This window comes from Enterobacter sp. CM29, assembly GCF_013179605.1.
In the GTDB taxonomy this organism is placed as follows: domain Bacteria; phylum Pseudomonadota; class Gammaproteobacteria; order Enterobacterales; family Enterobacteriaceae; genus Enterobacter; species Enterobacter intestinihominis.
In genome coordinates this window covers 1-16925 of sequence record NZ_JABMCU010000098.1, presented here as the reverse complement: position 1 = coordinate 16925, position 16925 = coordinate 1, and the positions used below count along the sequence as shown (strand labels likewise).

General features: G+C 59.7%; 16 protein-coding genes and 1 pseudogene. 12 read left to right on the top strand and 5 right to left on the bottom strand.

Annotated elements, in window-relative coordinates:
- Both HP459_RS13485 and nuoN read left to right on the top strand, forming a co-directional pair.
- Positions 1-327, top strand: a pseudogene (locus tag HP459_RS13485) (NADH-quinone oxidoreductase subunit M); the annotation flags it as partial.
- 6 nt (positions 328-333) lie between these two features.
- Positions 334-1791: an NADH-quinone oxidoreductase subunit NuoN gene (gene nuoN, locus HP459_RS13480; protein WP_022648825.1), complete on the top strand. Its 1458-nt coding sequence runs from the start codon at positions 334-336 to the stop codon at positions 1789-1791.
- Positions 1792-1890: 99 nt separating this feature from the next.
- Here the strand turns inward: nuoN and HP459_RS13475 are convergent, their stop codons facing one another.
- Together HP459_RS13475 and rbn are read right to left on the bottom strand one after the other, a co-directional pair.
- Complete coding sequence (locus tag HP459_RS13475; RefSeq protein ID WP_171936327.1) at positions 1891-2895, bottom strand: chemotaxis protein; 1005 nt, start codon at positions 2893-2895, stop codon at positions 1891-1893.
- A 64-nt stretch (positions 2896-2959) separates the two neighbouring features.
- Complete coding sequence (gene rbn / locus HP459_RS13470; RefSeq protein WP_022648823.1) at positions 2960-3877, bottom strand: ribonuclease BN; 918 nt, start codon at positions 3875-3877, stop codon at positions 2960-2962.
- Between the two features lie 71 nt (positions 3878-3948).
- On the opposite strand from rbn, the gene HP459_RS13465 reads away from it, so the two are divergent.
- The 8 genes from HP459_RS13465 to menE all read left to right on the top strand — a co-directional run bounded on the left by HP459_RS13465 (position 3949) and on the right by menE (position 11860).
- The gene (locus HP459_RS13465) at positions 3949-4413 is read left to right on the top strand and encodes a GNAT family N-acetyltransferase (protein WP_038416448.1); all 465 of its coding nucleotides are present in this window, start codon (positions 3949-3951) and stop codon (positions 4411-4413) included.
- 50 nt (positions 4414-4463) lie between these two features.
- On the top strand, positions 4464-4769 hold the full coding sequence (gene elaB, locus HP459_RS13460) for a stress response protein ElaB (RefSeq protein ID WP_022648821.1): 306 nt from the start codon (positions 4464-4466) through the stop codon (positions 4767-4769).
- An 86-nt stretch (positions 4770-4855) separates the two neighbouring features.
- Positions 4856-6151: an isochorismate synthase MenF gene (gene menF / locus HP459_RS13455; RefSeq protein WP_171936326.1), complete on the top strand. Its 1296-nt coding sequence runs from the start codon at positions 4856-4858 to the stop codon at positions 6149-6151.
- A gap of 88 nt (positions 6152-6239) precedes the next feature.
- A complete protein-coding gene (gene menD, locus HP459_RS13450) occupies positions 6240-7910 on the top strand; it encodes a 2-succinyl-5-enolpyruvyl-6-hydroxy-3-cyclohexene-1-carboxylic-acid synthase (RefSeq protein WP_171936325.1) in 1671 nt (556 codons plus the stop codon).
- Positions 7907-8683 (top strand): 2-succinyl-6-hydroxy-2,4-cyclohexadiene-1-carboxylate synthase, encoded by a 777-nt coding sequence (gene menH / locus HP459_RS13445; RefSeq protein WP_063150336.1) that lies wholly within the window; start codon positions 7907-7909, stop codon positions 8681-8683. The genes menD and menH overlap by 4 nt, the downstream gene beginning before the upstream one ends.
- Positions 8680-9537, top strand: a complete 858-nt coding sequence (gene menB / locus HP459_RS13440) for a 1,4-dihydroxy-2-naphthoyl-CoA synthase (protein ID WP_014832749.1) — start codon at positions 8680-8682, stop codon at positions 9535-9537. The genes menH and menB overlap by 4 nt, the downstream gene beginning before the upstream one ends.
- A complete protein-coding gene (gene menC, locus HP459_RS13435) occupies positions 9537-10502 on the top strand; it encodes an o-succinylbenzoate synthase (RefSeq protein WP_023300619.1) in 966 nt (321 codons plus the stop codon). The genes menB and menC overlap by 1 nt, the downstream gene beginning before the upstream one ends.
- Positions 10499-11860 carry an o-succinylbenzoate--CoA ligase gene (gene menE, locus HP459_RS13430; protein WP_171936324.1) on the top strand — a complete coding sequence of 454 codons (1362 nt, stop codon included), beginning with the start codon at positions 10499-10501 and terminating at the stop codon, positions 11858-11860. Before menC ends, menE begins: the two co-directional genes overlap by 4 nt.
- Here menE and HP459_RS13425 read toward each other — a convergent pair whose 3' ends face one another.
- Genes HP459_RS13425 through HP459_RS13415 form a run of 3 tightly spaced genes read right to left on the bottom strand, consistent with a single transcriptional unit; the run spans position 11861 to position 14810 of the window.
- Positions 11861-13375, bottom strand: coding sequence for a tripartite tricarboxylate transporter permease (locus HP459_RS13425; RefSeq protein ID WP_023300617.1), 1515 nt, complete (start codon positions 13373-13375; stop codon positions 11861-11863). It abuts the gene before it with no gap.
- Positions 13376-13386: 11 nt separating this feature from the next.
- Complete coding sequence (locus tag HP459_RS13420; protein WP_022648813.1) at positions 13387-13818, bottom strand: tripartite tricarboxylate transporter TctB family protein; 432 nt, start codon at positions 13816-13818, stop codon at positions 13387-13389.
- A gap of 11 nt (positions 13819-13829) precedes the next feature.
- The gene (locus HP459_RS13415; protein WP_022648812.1) at positions 13830-14810 is read right to left on the bottom strand and encodes a tripartite tricarboxylate transporter substrate binding protein; all 981 of its coding nucleotides are present in this window, start codon (positions 14808-14810) and stop codon (positions 13830-13832) included.
- A 152-nt stretch (positions 14811-14962) separates the two neighbouring features.
- Between HP459_RS13415 and tctD the strand changes: the two genes are divergently transcribed.
- Together tctD and HP459_RS13405 are read left to right on the top strand one after the other, a co-directional pair.
- Positions 14963-15637, top strand: coding sequence for a transcriptional regulator TctD (tctD, locus tag HP459_RS13410; protein ID WP_017693014.1), 675 nt, complete (start codon positions 14963-14965; stop codon positions 15635-15637).
- A partial coding sequence (locus tag HP459_RS13405; protein ID WP_171936323.1) for a sensor histidine kinase occupies positions 15624-16925 on the top strand: 1302 nt, incomplete at its 3' end. The genes tctD and HP459_RS13405, both read left to right, overlap by 14 nt.

The following is a 16925-nucleotide window of genomic DNA, read 5'->3' as shown; positions in this document are numbered from 1 at the left end:
GGTAACTTCGTTGGCGAATTTATGATTCTGTTCGGCAGCTTCAAAGTGGTTCCGATGATTACCGTCATCTCCACCTTTGGTCTGGTGTTCGCCTCCGTGTACTCGCTGGCGATGCTGCACCGCGCCTACTTCGGTAAAGCGAAGAGCGAAATTGCTGCTAAAGAACTGCCGGGGATGTCGCTGCGTGAGCTGTCCATCATCCTGCTGCTGGTCGTACTGCTGGTGCTGCTGGGCTTCTATCCGCAGCCGATTCTGGATACCTCGCACTCCGCGATGGGTAACATCCAGCAGTGGTTTGTTAATTCTGCTTCTACTACAAGGCCGTAATTCGCCATGACAATAACTCCACAACAACTGATCGCGCTGCTACCGCTGCTGATCGTCGGATTGACGGTGGTGGTTGTGATGCTCTCCATTGCGTGGCGACGCAATCACTTCCTGAATGCGACCCTGTCCGTTCTGGGTCTGAACGCTGCGTTAGTCTCCCTCTGGTTTGTTGGCCAGGCGGGCGCAATGGACGTCACGCCGCTGATGCGCGTTGACGGCTACGCCATGCTCTACACCGGTCTGGTGCTGCTGGCGAGCCTGGCAACCTGTACCTTTGCGTACCCGTGGCTCGAAGGGTACAACGACAACAAAGAAGAGTTTTACCTGCTGGTACTGATTGCCGCACTGGGCGGCATTCTGCTGGCGAACGCGAACCACATGGCCGCGCTGTTCCTCGGTATTGAGCTGATCTCACTGCCGCTGTTCGGCCTGATTGGTTACGCCTTCCGCCAGAAACGCTCACTGGAAGCGGCGATCAAGTACACCATCTTGTCCGCTGCTGCGTCGTCGTTCCTGCTGTTCGGTATCGCGCTGCTGTATGCACAGACGGGTAACCTCTCCTTCCTGGCGCTCGGCAAGAGCCTCGGCGACGGCATGATGCATGAGCCGCTGCTGCTGGCGGGTCTGGGCATGATGATTGTAGGCCTTGGCTTTAAACTCTCTCTGGTGCCGTTCCACCTGTGGACGCCAGACGTTTATCAGGGTGCGCCAGCGCCGGTCTCTACCTTCCTGGCGACGGCGAGTAAAATCGCTATCTTTGGCGTGGTCATGCGTCTGTTCCTGTACGCCCCGGTGGGTGACAGCGAAGCGGTTCGCGTGGTGCTGGGCATTATCGCGTTCGTTTCCATCATCTTCGGTAACCTGATGGCGCTGAGCCAGACCAACATTAAGCGTCTGCTGGGCTACTCCTCTATCTCCCATCTGGGCTACCTGCTGGTGGCGCTGATTGCGCTGCAAAGCGGTGAGATGTCGATGGAAACCGTGGGTGTGTATCTGGCCGGTTACCTGTTCAGCAGCCTCGGCGCGTTCGGCGTGGTGAGCCTGATGTCCAGCCCGTACCGTGGCCCGGATGCAGATTCCCTGTTCTCCTACCGTGGTCTGTTCTGGCACCGTCCGATTCTGTCTGCGGTAATGACCGTGATGATGCTCTCTCTGGCGGGTATCCCGATGACGCTGGGCTTTATCGGTAAGTTCTACGTGCTGGCCGTCGGTGTGCAGGCGGGTCTGTGGTGGCTGACTGCCGGTGTCGTTATCGGCTCCGCGATTGGTCTTTACTACTACCTGCGTGTGGCTGTGAGCCTGTACCTGAGCGCGCCTCAGCAGCTCAACCGTGATGCACCGTCCAACTGGCAGTACAGCGCCGGGGGGATCGTGGTGCTGATCTCCGCGCTTCTGGTGCTAATCTTCGGTATCTATCCGCAGCCGCTGATTGAGATTGTGCAGCGCGCGATGCCGCTGATGTAAAAGCAAAAAACCCGCCTCGGCGGGTTTTTTATTGCCCAGCGGCGCTACGCTTGCAGGGCCTACAGGTCTTGTAGGTCGGGTAAGCGAAGCGCCACCCGACTAAGCTAACTGCTTCCTGCTTATAAGCGGCCCGTCAATCTTCTTCATCGAGCGGTCCAGCACCTCTTCAATCACCGACGACAGCTCATTCAGCTCAAACTTCGCCACATAGCCGTCAGCCTTCACTTTGCGTATATGATCTTCGTTCGCGTTGCCGGAAAGAGACGAGTGGATCACCACCGGAATATCTTTCAGTACCGGGTCAGTTTTGATTTTGCGCGTCAGCGTAAAGCCGTCCATCTCCGGCATTTCGAGGTCGGTTAATACCAGGGCAATCTTATCGGTAACGGGGACGCCCTCAGCCTGAGCCTGCGCGGCCAGCTGAGTGATTTTCTCCCATGCGTCTTTGCCGGTGATATGCAGCTGAGCCGGGATCTCCATTGCCCGCAATCCCTTCTCCAGCATTGAGCGCGCTACTTTCGAGTCTTCAGCAACAATCGCGACAGAGCCAGGCTTGACGTTGAATTTGGTGGTTTCCAGATGGGTGGCGTGCAGATCGTGGTTCGCCGGGGTGATGTCATACAGGATCTGCTCCACGTCGAGCACCATTGCCAGATCGTTGGTATCGGTCTTATCGTCCAGACAGGCAATGCTGGTGATGTAGCGACCGCTGACGGCGGTTTCCGCGGCGTGCACCTGCTTCCAGTCGAGACGCATGATATTCTCCACCGATTCCACGGCAAACGCCTGCACGCTGCGGGCATATTCGGTGATCAGCAAAATGTTTAGCCCGGTGGCTGGCTTGCAGCCGGCGACGGCGGCCAGATCGATCACCGGGATCACCTGGTCGCGAATATTTACCATCCCCATCAGCGGAGACTTCATTCCCGCTGGTTTGGTGAAGGTCGGCATCGGCACAATTTCGCGCAGTTTGAACACGTTGATGCCGAACAGCTCGGATTTATTTTCGTTCAGAGAGGTGCCAAGACGGAACAGCAACAGTTCAAAACGGTTGGACTGGGTCAGGTTCGCCCTGTCATCAATATCTTTCTGGAAATTATCCATTATACCCTCAAGAGAAATGCTGGCCTTTTAATCGTTATCGGCACCCTGAGGGAAAAATGAAGGACTAAACGCTGACCTGAGCAAAATCTTCCGCCAGCTCGCATGCCGGGAACACCTCCCGACACTCTGCCAGCAGGCTTTCACAGCCGCGGACGTCATAGCGTGAGCTGACGTGAGTGACAATCAGTTTCCGGACGCCAGCCTCGCGCGCCAGCTGCGCGGCCTGACGCGTTGAGCTGTGCCCCCGGCTATTGGCTTTTTCTTCCATCGCCGCTTCCAGCGTTGCCTCATGCACCATCACATCCACACCCCCGGCAAGCCGGAGCGCCGAAGGGCAGGGGGCGGTATCCCCAAAAATAGCCAGTTTTTTGCCCGGCTGCGGCGGCGCAAGGTAATCCTGACCGTTGATAACGCGCCCGTCTTCCAGCGTGACGGTCTCGCCGTGCTTCAGACGCTGGAACAGCGGGCCAGGTTTCACCCCATCGGCCTGCAACGCGGCAGCGTTCAGCGCCCCGGGCTTGTCATGCTCCTCAACGCGATAGCCGTAGCATTCCACCGGATGGTTAAGCGGGTAAGCGCGCACCTGGTAATCTCCGTCGTCGAACACCAGACCTTCGCCGATCTCAACCACCTCCAGCGGATAATCGGTCCACGAGCCGCTCAGGCGCAGCGTGGTCTCAACGAATGCCTGAATACCCGCAGGGCCATAAATGGTCAGCGGGTTAGCGTTACCGGCCATCGAACGGCTACACAGCAGGCCCGGCAGGCCAAACAGATGGTCGCCGTGCAGATGGGTGATAAATATTTTATCCACTTTCCCCGGGTGGTATGAGGTATGCAGCAACTGATGCTGCGTACCTTCGCCGCAGTCAAACAGCCACAGCCCGCCGCGGGTAGGATGCTTAAGATCCAGCAGAATAGCCGTCACGTTTCGTGAGCGGGTTGGCACGCCCGCGGACGTACCCAGAAAAATCAGTTCCATAACGCAATCAGCCCTTTGCCGAATGGGAAGGGGTTTAGTATAACGTGATGAACCCCAGGAAGGAGAAACACATGATCCAGTGGCAAGATCTACACCACAGCGAACTGACTATTCAGTCACTCTACGCCCTGCTCAAACTGCGCTGCGAAGTTTTTGTGGTTGAACAAACCTGCCCGTATCAGGATATCGACGGCGATGACCTGGTCGGCGAGAACCGGCACATCCTCGGCTGGCGCGATAACGAGCTGGTGGCGTATGCGAGGATTCTGAAAAGCGAAGAGGATTTTGACCCTGTCGTCATTGGCCGCGTCATTATCAGCGGAAGCGCGCGCGGTGAAAAGCTGGGCTATCAGCTGATGGAAAAAACGCTGGACGCATGCCAGAAACGGTGGCCAGACAAGGCGTTATACCTGGGCGCGCAGGCGCATTTGCAATCATTCTATGGCCATTTTGGTTTTACCCCGGTCACGGACATTTACGATGAAGATGGCATCCCACACATCGGTATGGCGCGCGAAGCGAAACAGGCGCAATAGCGAGACGTTGTCTATAGTTATCGGACTGGTGTACTAACATGGAGAAAAATATGTCATTTCAATCCTGGGATACCCGAGCAGACGACGATCTAACGCTGTTAAGCGAAACGCTGGAAGAAGTACTGCGCTCTTCAGGCGATCCTGCCGATCAGAAGTACATTGAGCTTAAAGCCCGCGCCGAGCAGGCGCTGCATGACGTGAAAAACCGCGTCAGCAACGCATCCGACAATTACTACTACCGCGCCAAACAGGCGGTTTATCGTGCCGACGATTATGTGCACGAAAAGCCGTGGCAGGGCATTGGGGTCGGTGCGGCCGTAGGGCTGGTGCTGGGCCTGCTGTTAGCCCGTCGTTAAGCCGGTAAACCCCTCCCTACACGTGGGTACTGCTATTTATCATCAGTACCCCGTATAATGTAAGGTTTTAACAGGGAGAGGTTCGCGTGCATTCGATTTCCATCGCGCTGGAACGCCTGCGCACTCAGCTTGCGCAAGCGTTACCCGCTACACCCGGTTTACGCCATTTCGATGTCTCTTTCCCGTTAAACGACGCCTTCGATCCGCTGGCCTGGCTGGGTGTGCAGCGATGCTATCCCCAGTTTTACTGGCAACAGCGGAGCGGTGATGAAGAACTTGCCGCGCTCGGAAGCCTCGCCCATTTTGACTCTCTGGCCTCGGCCTCTCGATTTTTGCACACCCATGACGTAGCCAATGATACCCGTATCTGCGGCCTGAACGCCTTCAACCCGGCACAGGGAAAGCTGTTTTTACCGCGCCTTCTCTGGCGACGGTCTGGCGGGGTCGCCACGCTGCGCCTGCAACTGTGGAGCGAAACGTCGCTGTGTGACGATGCCGGTGACGCACTGAAGTTTATTGATAACCTGCGCGATGCCGCGCCGATCCGCCCGTTGTCCGTGCAGATTGTGCAGGAAACCCATCATCCGGAAAAACCGGAATGGCTGGCGTTGATTCGTCAGGCGACGGATACCCTTGCTCGCGGCGATTTTGAGAAAGTGGTGCTCGCACGTGCAACAGACGTGCAGTGCCAGCAGCCCGTGAACGCCATCGCGCTAATGGCCGCCAGCCGCGCGCTAAACCTCAACTGCTATCATTTTTGTATGGTCTTTGACGCCAGCAACGCGTTCCTCGGCTCGACGCCCGAGCGACTTTGGCGGCGACGCGGCATGCTGCTGCGCACTGAAGCGCTGGCAGGCACCGTCGCCAGCCATTCTGACGATAAGCAGGCCCAGCGTCTGGGCGACTGGCTGATGAACGACGACAAAAATCAGCGGGAAAATATGCTGGTGGTGGAAGATATCTGCCAGCGTCTTCAGCACCATACCCGGACGCTGGAGATCCTCCCAGCGCAGGTGCTGCGTCTGCGCAAGGTGCAGCATTTACGCCGCTGTATCTGGACCGAACTCAAACAGTCTGATGACGAGCAGTGTCTGCATATTCTGCAACCGACGGCGGCGGTGGCCGGGCTGCCGCGTCAGGCAGCGCGAGAATTTATTGCGAAAGTGGAGCCGTTTGACCGGGAGTGGTACGCCGGATCGGCGGGCTATTTATCGCGCGATCAAAGCGAGTTCTGCGTGGCATTACGCTCCGCCCGCGTTCATGACGCCGCGCTGCGTCTTTATGCGGGGGCGGGCATCGTCAGCGGCTCCGATCCAGAGCAGGAGTGGCAGGAGATCGAAAATAAGGCCGCCGGGCTGCGTTCCCTCCTCCTGAGGAATTAATACTGATTCGTGCAATCCCGATTCATATCAAAATTCTGACTTTTTCTATTATTTATACTGTGTCGCATTCTTGATACTGGACAATCTCATGTCAGTAAGTTCTTTTAACCGACGCTGGGCGACGGTGATCCTTGAAGCCCTGACCCGCCATGGTGTCAGGCATGTGTGTATTGCTCCGGGCTCTCGCTCCACGCCGCTCACCCTTGCTGCGGCGGAAAACAGGGCTTTTATTCATCACACCCATTTTGACGAGCGTGGTCTCGGCCACCTGGCGCTCGGGCTGGCGAAAGTCAGCAACGCGCCCGTGGCGGTGATAGTGACTTCCGGCACGGCGGTGGCAAACCTCTATCCGGCGCTGATTGAAGCGGGGTTAACCGGCGAAAAGCTGATTTTACTCACCGCCGATCGTCCTCCGGAACTTATTGACTGCGGCGCGAACCAGGCGATTCGTCAGCCTGGCATTTTTGCCTCGCATCCTTCACAGACGGTCTCGTTGCCGCGCCCCACCCAGGATATTCCCGCCAGCTGGCTGGTCTCAACTCTCGACCACGCCATGAACGCACTGCGCAGCGGCGGGCTGCACATTAACTGCCCGTTTGCCGAACCGCTGTACGGCGAAATGAACGAGACCGGCCTAGCCTGGCAACAGCACCTGGGAGAATGGTGGGAGAGCGAAAAGCCCTGGCTGCGTGAGCAGACGCATCTGGAAAGCGCTAAGCAGCGCGACTGGTTCTTCTGGCGCCAGAAGCGCGGGGTGGTGATTGCCGGGCGGATGAGTGCGGCGGAAGGCAAGCTGGCGGCGGAGTGGGCACAAACGCTTGGCTGGCCGCTGATTGGTGACGTGCTTTCCCAGACGGGCCAGCCGCTGCCCTGCGCTGACCTCTGGCTGGGGAACGCGAAAGCGGTCACCGAGCTGGCGCAGGCGCAAATTGTCGTCCAGCTGGGCTCGAGCCTGACGGGCAAGCGACTGCTCCAGTGGCAGGCCACCTGTACGCCAGAAGAGTACTGGCTGGTGGATCCGCTCGAAGGACGCCTTGACCCGGCGCACCATCGCGGTCGCCGCCTGGTGAGCGATATTGACAGCTGGCTGGAATTGCATCCGGCGGAAAAACGCAAACCCTGGGCGGTGGAGATCCCGGCGCTGTCGCGTCAGGCGTGGGAACTCACCAAAGCGCAGTGCGAGGAGTTCAGTGAAGCCGGGCTGGCGCACCGTATCCGCAAATATCTTCCCGAGCAGGGGCAACTTTTTGTCGGTAACAGCCTGGTGGTGCGCCTGATTGACGCCTTTTCGCAGCTGCCCGCGGGTTATCCGGTATACAGCAACCGGGGCGCGAGCGGCATTGACGGGCTGATCTCCACCGCCGCTGGCGTACAGCGGGCCAGCGCAAAATCCACGCTGGCGATTGTGGGGGATCTCTCAGCCCTCTACGATCTCAACGCGCTGGCGCTCCTGCGTCAGGCGTCGGCTCCGTTCGTGCTGATTGTTGTTAACAATAACGGCGGACAGATTTTCTCCCTGCTGCCGACGCCGCAAAGCGAACGTGAGCGCTTCTATCTGATGCCGCAAAACGTGCAGTTCGAACACGCCGCCGCCATGTTCAGCCTGAAGTACCATCGCCCGGAAAACTGGGACGCGCTGGAGACGGCGCTGAACACCGCCTGGCGGCAGCCTGGCGCGACGCTGATTGAGCTGGTGGTAAACGATTCTGACGGCGCGCAGAAGCTGCAACATCTGCTGGCGCAGGTGAGTCACCTGTGATCCTCGCTGGCGTCACTCAGCCCGGAAAACCAGGCTACCCCTGGCTGGTTTTCCTGCACGGTTTTTCCGGCGACTGTCGTGAGTGGCAGACCGTTGGGGCGTCGCTGCATGACTACCCCAGGCTCTACCTTGACCTGCCCGGGCACGGTGGTTCAGCGGATACGGGCGTGACGGGGTTTGCAGAGGTAAGTGAATTGCTCACGTATACCTTAATTAGTTACAACATACTAAATTACTGGCTGGTAGGGTACTCTCTCGGTGGCCGCATTGCGATGTTCCATGCCTGCCAGCATCCTGCGGGGTTAGACGGGGTGATTGTGGAAGGTGGACACCCTGGGCTGCAAGACGTCGAGGCGCGCCAGGCGCGGCTGACCTCGGACCGCCGCTGGGCGTCACGTTTTCGCAGTGAGCCGCTTGAAGCCGTCTTTGCCGACTGGTATCAACAGCCGGTCTTTACCTCCCTTACGGATGAACAGCGCAACGCGCTGATCGCGCTGCGTAGCCGGAACAACGGCCCGAGGCTGGCTGAGATGCTGGAAGCCACCTCGCTTGCCGTTCAGCCTGATTTACGTCCCGCGCTCACCGCGCGTGATTTTTCTTTCGACTATCTCTATGGCGAACGTGACGGGAAGTTTGCAGCCATCGCTGCTGAACTTAACGCCATGCGTCATGCTATCCCTCATGCCGGACACAACGCCCACCGGGACAACCCGGAAGCGGTTGCCGCGAGTCTGGCTCAGATACTGCGTTATCGAACAAAGGACACGCTATGATCTATCCTGATGAAAACATGCTTTACGCGCCGGTTGAATGGCAGGACTGCTCCGAAGGCTACACCGACATTCGCTACCACAAATCCACCGATGGTATCGCCAAAATCACCATCAATCGTCCACAGGTACGCAACGCGTTTCGTCCGCTGACCGTAAAAGAGATGATCCAGGCGCTGGCGGATGCACGCTACGACGACAACATCGGCGTCATCGTCCTCACCGGGGAAGGGGAGAAAGCCTTCTGCTCGGGCGGCGATCAGAAAGTCCGCGGCGACTACGGCGGATACCAGGATGATGCCGGCACGCACCACCTGAACGTGCTGGATTTCCAGCGCCAGATCCGCACCTGTCCAAAACCAGTGGTTGCGATGGTGGCAGGTTATTCCATCGGCGGCGGTCACGTGCTGCACATGATGTGTGACCTGACTATCGCGGCGGAAAATGCCATTTTCGGCCAGACTGGCCCGAAAGTTGGCTCCTTCGACGGCGGCTGGGGGGCGTCCTACATGGCGCGCATTGTCGGCCAGAAAAAAGCCCGCGAAATCTGGTTCCTGTGCCGTCAGTACAACGCCCAGGAAGCGCTGGACATGGGGCTGGTTAACACCGTGGTGCCGATCGCCGATCTGGAAAAAGAGACCGTGCGCTGGTGTCGCGAAATGCTGCAAAACAGCCCAATGGCGCTGCGCTGCCTGAAAGCGGCCCTCAACGCCGACTGTGACGGTCAGGCGGGACTTCAGGAGCTGGCGGGTAACGCCACCATGCTGTTCTATATGACCGAAGAGGGTCAGGAAGGGCGCAACGCGTTCAACGAAAAACGCCAGCCAGACTTCAGCAAATACAAACGGAACCCGTAATGCGTCGCGCGCAGGTTTACCGCTGGCAGATACCGATGGACGCGGGCGTGGTACTGCGTGAAAGGCGGTTAAAAACCCGTGATGGCTTTTTCGTGCATCTCCGGCAGGGCGAGCGGGAAGGGTGGGGTGAAATCGCCCCGCTTCCGGGCTTTAGCCTGGAAACGCTGGATGAGGCGCAGGCGGCGCTGATGGCCTGGACGCACGAATGGCGTGAGGGGGCAGATCCGTCGCTGCCGGACGTTCCTTCCGTCGCGTTCGGCATCAGCTGCGCGCTGGCAGAGCTGGACGGCCGTTTGCCGGATGCGGCGAATTATCGCGCCGCGCCGCTCTGTTCCGGCGATCCGGATGAACTTTTCGCGCTGCTCTCCGGGATGCCTGGCGAGAAGGTGGCGAAAATTAAGGTCGGCCTGTACGAAGCGGTGCGCGACGGGATGGTGGTTAACCTGTTACTGGAAGCCATTCCCGATCTGCACCTGCGCCTGGACGCCAACCGCGCCTGGACGCCGCTCAGGGCGCAGCAGTTTGCGAAGTACGTCAACCCGGCGTACCGCAACCGCATCGCGTTTCTCGAAGAGCCGTGCAAAACGCGCGACGACTCTCGCGCCTTCGCCCGGGAAACCGGCATTGCCATTGCCTGGGATGAGAGCCTGCGCGAAGCCGGTTTTACGTTTGCCGCCGAGCCGGGCGTCGGTGCCGTGGTCATTAAGCCAACGCTGACCGGCAGCCTCGACAAGGTGCGCGAGCAGGTTGCGGCGGCCCATGCCGCAGGGCTGACGGCGGTGATCAGTTCATCCATCGAATCCAGCCTCGGGCTGACGCAACTGGCGCGCATCGCTGCATGGTTAACGCCGGACACCGTTCCCGGTCTTGATACGCTAAACCTGATGCAGGCCCAGCTGATTCGCCAGTGGCCGGACAGCACCTTGCCGTGCCTCGATGTCGGGACGCTGGAGCCGCTGCAATGACTTTTACCGACTGGCCGTGGCGGCACTGGCGCTCCAGGAGTGCCGATACACCCGCGCTGCGTTTAGACGATATAACGCTCAACTGGTCACAGTTGGGCGAGCGTATCGATCGTCTGGCAGCCGGTTTTCAGTCTCAGGGTGTCAGGGACGGGGACGGCGTGATGCTCCTCGCCCACAACCATCCGCAGACCCTGCTGGCCTGGCTGGCGCTGCTTCAGTGCGGCGCCCGCATTTTGCCGGTGAACCCTCAGCTTCCCCGTCCGCTGCTGGACGTCCTCCTGCCGCAGATGACCCTGCGCTTTGCGCTGGTGCTTAACGGTGAGTATGACGGTCTGCCCGCGCTGGCATTAAGAGAGGGTGAGGGGCAGGGCGGCGTGACGTGGCAGGCAGAACGGCTGGCCTCGATGACGCTCACCTCCGGCTCCACCGGCTTGCCAAAAGCGGCGGTGCACACCTGTGCCGCCCACCTTGCCAGCGCAAAAGGCGTGTTGTCGCTGATGCCTTATGGCGGTGATGACGACTGGCTGCTGTCCTTGCCGCTGTTTCACGTCTCCGGTCAGGGGATTTTGTGGCGCTGGTTGCAGGGCGGAGGCCGTCTCACCGTGCGTGAAAAACAGCCGCTGGAGCAGGCCCTGCAGGGCTGTACCCACGCCTCGCTGGTGCCGACGCAGCTGTGGCGGCTGCTCAATTCACACCATCCCGTTGCGCTGAAAGCCGTGCTGCTCGGCGGGGCGGAAATCCCCGTTGAGCTGACCGAACAGGCGCGCAAGCAGGGGATCCGCACGTTCTGCGGCTACGGTCTGACCGAGTTCGCCTCCACCGTCTGCGCCAAAGAGGCCGACGGCGCGCCGGACGTGGGCAGCGCGCTGCCGGGCAGAGACCTTCAGGTGGTGAACGGTGAAGTCTGGATCCGGGCGGAAAGCATGGCGGCGGGCTACTGGCGAGACGGCGCCTTACTGCCGCTGGTCAACGAGCAGGGCTGGTTCGCCACCCGCGATCGCGGCGAGTGGCATGACGGACGCCTGACCATTTTGGGCCGAATGGACAATCTCTTTTTCAGCGGCGGAGAAGGGATCCAGCCGGAAGCGCTGGAGCGCGTTATCGTCTCACATCCGCAGGTTAGCCAGGTGTTTATCGTCCCGCTGGATGACGCCGAATACGGGCAACGCCCGGTGGCGGTAGTGGAATGTGAGCCGGGCACGGATATCACGTTGTTGCCGGAGTGGGTTCAGGGCAGGCTGGCACGCTTTGAGCAGCCGGTACACTGGCTGGCGCTGCCGTCAGAACTGAAAAATGGCGGGATAAAGATTTCCCGCCAGGCGTTAAGGCAGTGGGTCAATGCCCTGTTGAGGGGCTAATCAGCCGATATCCGGCTGCGGTTTCTGCTGGCGTCGACGCATCCAGCGCAGCACCGGCGGCACGACAATCACCATGATCGCCATCGCCAGCAGGATCTTCGTCACGCTGCTCTCCCACAGGATCGCCATGTTGCCATTGCTGATGGAGAGGGCGCGGCGCAGGTTCTGCTCCAGCATTTCCCCCAATACAAACCCTAAAATCAGCGGCGACATCGGGAAGTGCATCTTGCGCAGAATGTAGCCCAGCACGCCGAGCAGCACCATTAACACCAGGTCGAAGGTGGTGCTGTGCACCGCGTACACCCCAACCGCAGAGACGGCGGCGATGGCCGGGACCAGGAACCACAGGGGAATGGTCAGCATGCGGGTGAACAGCCCGATCAGCGGGATGTTCATCACCAGCAGCATCACGTTGGCGATCAGCAGCGCCGCAATCAAGCCCCAGACGATATCGGGCTGCTCGGTAAACATCGCCGGACCCGGGGTGATGTTATAGAGCGTCAGCGCGCCCATCATCACCGCCGTGGTGCCGGAGCCCGGCACGCCGAGGGTCAGCATCGGGATAAACGAGCCGCAGGCCGAGGCGTTATTGGCTGCCTCTGGCGCCGCCACGCCGCGTATATCGCCCTTACCGAAGCTGTCGCTGTTGCCGCTCAGCTTTTTCTCGGTCATGTAGGTGATGGCGCTGGCGATGGTCGCCCCCGCGCCGGGCAGGATGCCGACAAAGAAACCAATCACCGACGAACGCAGGGTAGCACCCACACACTGTGCCCCCTCTTTGGCATTAAAGAGCATGCGGCCGGTTTTGCGCACCAGCGTCTGCCCGCTGCTGGTATGTTCCAGCATCAGTAAGATTTCTGAGACAGAGAACAGGCCAATCACGACGACAATGAACTGCACGCCGTCGGACAGGTGAACGCTGTCGAAGGTAAAGCGATAAACCCCGGTGTTGGCATCCACGCCGACGGTGGCCAGACTGAGGCCAATCAACGCAGACAAAAACGACTTCAGCGGATTCTGCGCCATCATGCTGCCGAGACAGGCGATGGCGAATACCATCAGGGCAAAATACTCGGCCGGACCAAACGCCAGCGACCACTGGGCCAGCGCCGGGGCGAAGAGGATGATGCCGCCAATGGCGATCAGGGAGCCAAAGAACGAGCTGACGGCGGAAATAGAGAGCGCCACGCCGCCGCGTCCCTGCTGTGCCATCGGATAGCCATCCAGCGCGGTCATAATGGCGGCGGCATCGCCAGGAACGTTAAGCAGTATCGAGGAAATACGCCCCCCGTATTCGCAGCCGATATAAACCGTCGCCAGCAGGATCAACGCCGATTCCGCAGGCAGGTGCAGCGCAAAGGCCAGCGGCAGTAAAATCGCCACGCCGTTGATAGGCCCAAGGCCCGGCAGCAGGCCAACGATCGTCCCGACGAAACAGCCGATCAGGGCGATCACCAGGTTTTCCGGGGTCATCGCTACCGCGAACCCCTGAGAGAGATAGATCCAGGTATCCATAGCGTGCTCCGTTAGTTAAACCATGCGCCGAGCGGCAGGGTCACGTCCAGCAGGCGGTCGAAGGCGTACCAGAGTAAAATGCCCAGTACGACCCCGGAGATCCCCGCCGCAGGCAGCGAGGCGTTAAACAGTATGCCAATCACCATCGTCAGCAGGGCGGTGGCGATCGGGAAGCCGAGCCACTCAAAGCCCCACGCGTACATCAGCAGAACAATCACCATTACCAGCAGACGTTGCAGCGTGCGGCGTGGCGGCCACTCCACGGTGTCCGGATGGCGCAGCAGCAGGGCCACCGAACAGAGCAGCATCAGGCCAACAATGCCGACGGGAAAGGGGCGTGGCCCCACGGGTTCATAGCTGTATTCGCTGTGGATCTGCCAGGCGACGAACAGGCCGCCAATGCAGAGCAGCAGCCATATCCCGGCAAAAATGCGATCGCTCATAGCGCCTCCGGTTATTTCGCAAGACCAAAGGCTTTCGCCTGTTCGCGATAGTCATTCACCTGTTTTTTCACGTACTCGTCCAGCTGCTTGCCGTTCAGGTTGAACTCAAACAGCCCGCGCAGATCGCGCTGTTTTTTGAACTCCTCGGTTTGCTGAAGTTTTGCGAAGGTATCCACCCACCACTGGTACTCGGCGTCGGTCACTTTTGGCCCGACGAAGAAGCCACGTATGATCGGCCAGACCAGGTTATAACCCTGCTCTTTGGCGGTTGGGACGTCTGCCAGCTGGCCCGGCAGACGGTTTTCCGAGAAGACCGCCAGCACGCGGATCTTATCCCCGCTCAGGTAGGGCACCATTTCGCTGAGATCGCCCGATACTGCCTGCACGTGATTGCCCATCAGCGCCGTCACCGGCTCACCGCCGCCTTCAAAGGCCACGTAACGCATTTTGTGCGGATCTACTTTGGCCTGCTGCGCCAGCAGCGCGGCTTTCATCCAGTCCTGGCTGCCGATAGAGGCGCCTGCGCCAATCACCACGCTGTTCGGATCTTTTTCCATGGCGGTCAGCAGATCTTTCAGGGATTTCCACGGGGAGTCGGCGCGAACGGCGATCATGCCGTAATCGGTGCCCACGGTGGCGAGCCAGCGCACGTCATTCACGTCATAACGACCAAATTTCCCCTGCGACAGGTTCAGCAGCGAGCCGCCGGAGAAGGCCACCACGGTGCCGGGTTCAGCAGGGCGCTGGGCGACGATGGCGTTATAGGCTACCGCGCCCACGCCGCCGGGCATGTAGGTGACGCGCATCGGTTTCTCAATGGCCTTCGTCTCCAGCAGGCTGACCTGAATCAGCTTACAGGTCAGGTCGAAGCCGCCGCCGGGTTTGGCCGGGGCGATACACTCGGTGCGGGACGGGGTGTCCTGCGCCTGGACGACAGAGGCACTCAACAGCAATGCGCTTGCAGCAAGGGTAGAAAGTAATTGTTTTTTCATCGTTTATCCTCACGCCGGAGAACCGGGAGTACGAGTACGGGTGTCTTTTTTCTGATTATGTGAACCACCGTGTAGCGGTTCCGTTGCGTGATTGTTAAAACAATAACCTTTCATTTCCCTTTCACTGCGACACCAACTTTACAGGATGTGATATGCGTCTCTTACTGGCGGAAGATAATCGTGAGCTGGCTCACTGGCTGGAGAAAGCGCTGGTACAAAACGGATTTGCCGTGGATTGCGTCAACGATGGACGGGCGGCCGATCACCTTTTACAGGGGGAAAACTATGCCGTCGCGATCCTTGATATCGGCATGCCCGGCTTCGACGGGCTGGAAGTGGTGCATCGTCTGAGAAAGCGCGGGCAGACGCTGCCGGTGCTGTTTCTTACCGCCCGCAGCAACGTGGCAGACAGGGTGAAAGGGCTGAATGCCGGGGCGGATGACTATCTGCCGAAGCCGTTCGAGCTGGAGGAGCTTGATGCCCGCCTGCGCGCGTTGCTGCGCCGCAGTGAAGGACGAACTCAGGAGCGCCAGCGGCTGGGAGAGCTGGAGTACGATGATGAAGGCTTTTTTCTGCTGCGCGATGAACCCCTTTCCCTCACGCCGCGCGAGCTCTCTTTACTGAAGGTGCTGATGCACCGCCGGACCCGTCCCGTCTCCCGGCAACAGCTCTTCGACCAGGTGTTCAGCCTGAACGACGACGTCAGCCCCGAGAGTATCGATCTCTATATTCACCGCCTGCGTAAGAAGCTGACCGGCAGCGGCGTGCGGATCACCACCCTCCGGGGACTGGGCTACGTGCTGGAGTGCGGCGATGAAGTGGGTTAAGCCGCAGTCGCTTTACCTGCAACTTTTGCTCTTTCTGGGTTTGCCGCTGCTGCTGTTATGGGGGCTGTCAGCCTTTAACAGCTACGTTAGCGCGCTACAGGCGGCGACGCAGGCCTATGACCGTACGCTGTTATCCTCGGCGCGCACCGTGTCTGAGCGGCTGGTGGTGCACAAGGGCAAGCTGCTGGTGAACGTGCCCTGGGTCGTGCTCGACAGCTTTGAGCTGAACATGAACGATCGCCTCTACTACAAGGTGGTTGACCCTGACGGGCGGACGATCTCCGGCTATGACGATCTGCCAAATATGCCTCCCTCCACGTCGCGCACCACTCACTATCCGGCGCTGGCGTGGTTTTATCATACCGAGTATCGCGGGCAGGCGATCCGCGTGGCGAAGCTGCTCCAGCCGGTTAACGAAGATAACGTGTTCGGGATGGCGGAAATTTACGTCGCAGAAACGTTGCAGTCGCGGCGCTATCTGGCCACACAGCTGCTGTTTTCCTCACTCGTGTCGCAGGGGCTGCTGGTGCTGCTGACGCTGGTCCTGACCGCCTGGCTGCTGCGCCGCGTGCTGCGCCCAATGCGGCAACTCTCTTCGCTGATGGTGCGCCGTGAGCCCGGGCTGCTGGCCCCGCTGCCGGAGCTGCTGCCCTGGTCGGAAACGCGGCTGCTGATTGTGGCGTTTAACCGTTACATCGACCGGTTGCGCGGCGTACTTTCGCGGCAGGAGCGCTTCAATGCCGATGCCTCACACCAGCTCAAAACGCCGCTGGCGGTGCTAAAAACGCAGGTATCCGTTGCTCTGACGCGTAACGATCCGGCGCTGTGGCAGGAAAGCTTACGGGCAATGAACGTTACGCTGGATAACACCATCGTGCTGACGGAAAGGCTTTTACAGCTTTCGGCGGTGAAGCGGAAAGAGCAGGGGGAGCGACAGTTTGCCCCTGTCGATCTGGTACAGGTGGTGCAAAACTGCTGCTTTTCGCGGCTGGCGCAGGCGCGCAGCAAGGGTATCGATCTCGGTTATGACGGCGTACAGCAGCCGGTAATGATTGAGGGGGATGACGTTTTGCTGGGCGAACTCTGCGCTAACCTGCTGGAGAACGCGATCAAATACACGCCGGAGCAGGGCATCGTGACGGTGTACCTGCGCATGGATAACGATGCCGTTGAGCTGAGCGTGGAGGACAGCGGACCGGGTATTGCCGAAGACCAGATCTCCCAGGCCATGCTGCCGTTTCATCGGCTGGATAACGTGGGCGATGCCGCCGGGTCCGGCATTGGCCTG

Bases quoted from the DNA above. Each gene is read 5' to 3' on its own strand.
- HP459_RS13465 (WP_038416448.1), top strand. From the start codon at position 3,949: ATGATCCAGTGGCAAGATCTACACCACAGCGAACTGACTATTCAGTCA.
- menC (WP_023300619.1), top strand. From the start codon at position 9,537: ATGCGTCGCGCGCAGGTTTACCGCTGGCAGATACCGATGGACGCGGGC.
- HP459_RS13425 (WP_023300617.1), bottom strand. From the start codon at position 13,375: ATGGATACCTGGATCTATCTCTCTCAGGGGTTCGCGGTAGCGATGACC.
- HP459_RS13415 (WP_022648812.1), bottom strand. From the start codon at position 14,810: ATGAAAAAACAATTACTTTCTACCCTTGCTGCAAGCGCATTGCTGTTG.
- menB (WP_014832749.1), top strand. From the start codon at position 8,680: ATGATCTATCCTGATGAAAACATGCTTTACGCGCCGGTTGAATGGCAG.
- HP459_RS13475 (WP_171936327.1), bottom strand. From the start codon at position 2,895: ATGGATAATTTCCAGAAAGATATTGATGACAGGGCGAACCTGACCCAG.
- elaB (WP_022648821.1), top strand. From the start codon at position 4,464: ATGTCATTTCAATCCTGGGATACCCGAGCAGACGACGATCTAACGCTG.
- nuoN (WP_022648825.1), top strand. From the start codon at position 334: ATGACAATAACTCCACAACAACTGATCGCGCTGCTACCGCTGCTGATC.
- HP459_RS13420 (WP_022648813.1), bottom strand. From the start codon at position 13,818: ATGAGCGATCGCATTTTTGCCGGGATATGGCTGCTGCTCTGCATTGGC.
- tctD (WP_017693014.1), top strand. From the start codon at position 14,963: ATGCGTCTCTTACTGGCGGAAGATAATCGTGAGCTGGCTCACTGGCTG.
- menE (WP_171936324.1), top strand. From the start codon at position 10,499: ATGACTTTTACCGACTGGCCGTGGCGGCACTGGCGCTCCAGGAGTGCC.
- menD (WP_171936325.1), top strand. From the start codon at position 6,240: ATGTCAGTAAGTTCTTTTAACCGACGCTGGGCGACGGTGATCCTTGAA.
- rbn (WP_022648823.1), bottom strand. From the start codon at position 3,877: ATGGAACTGATTTTTCTGGGTACGTCCGCGGGCGTGCCAACCCGCTCA.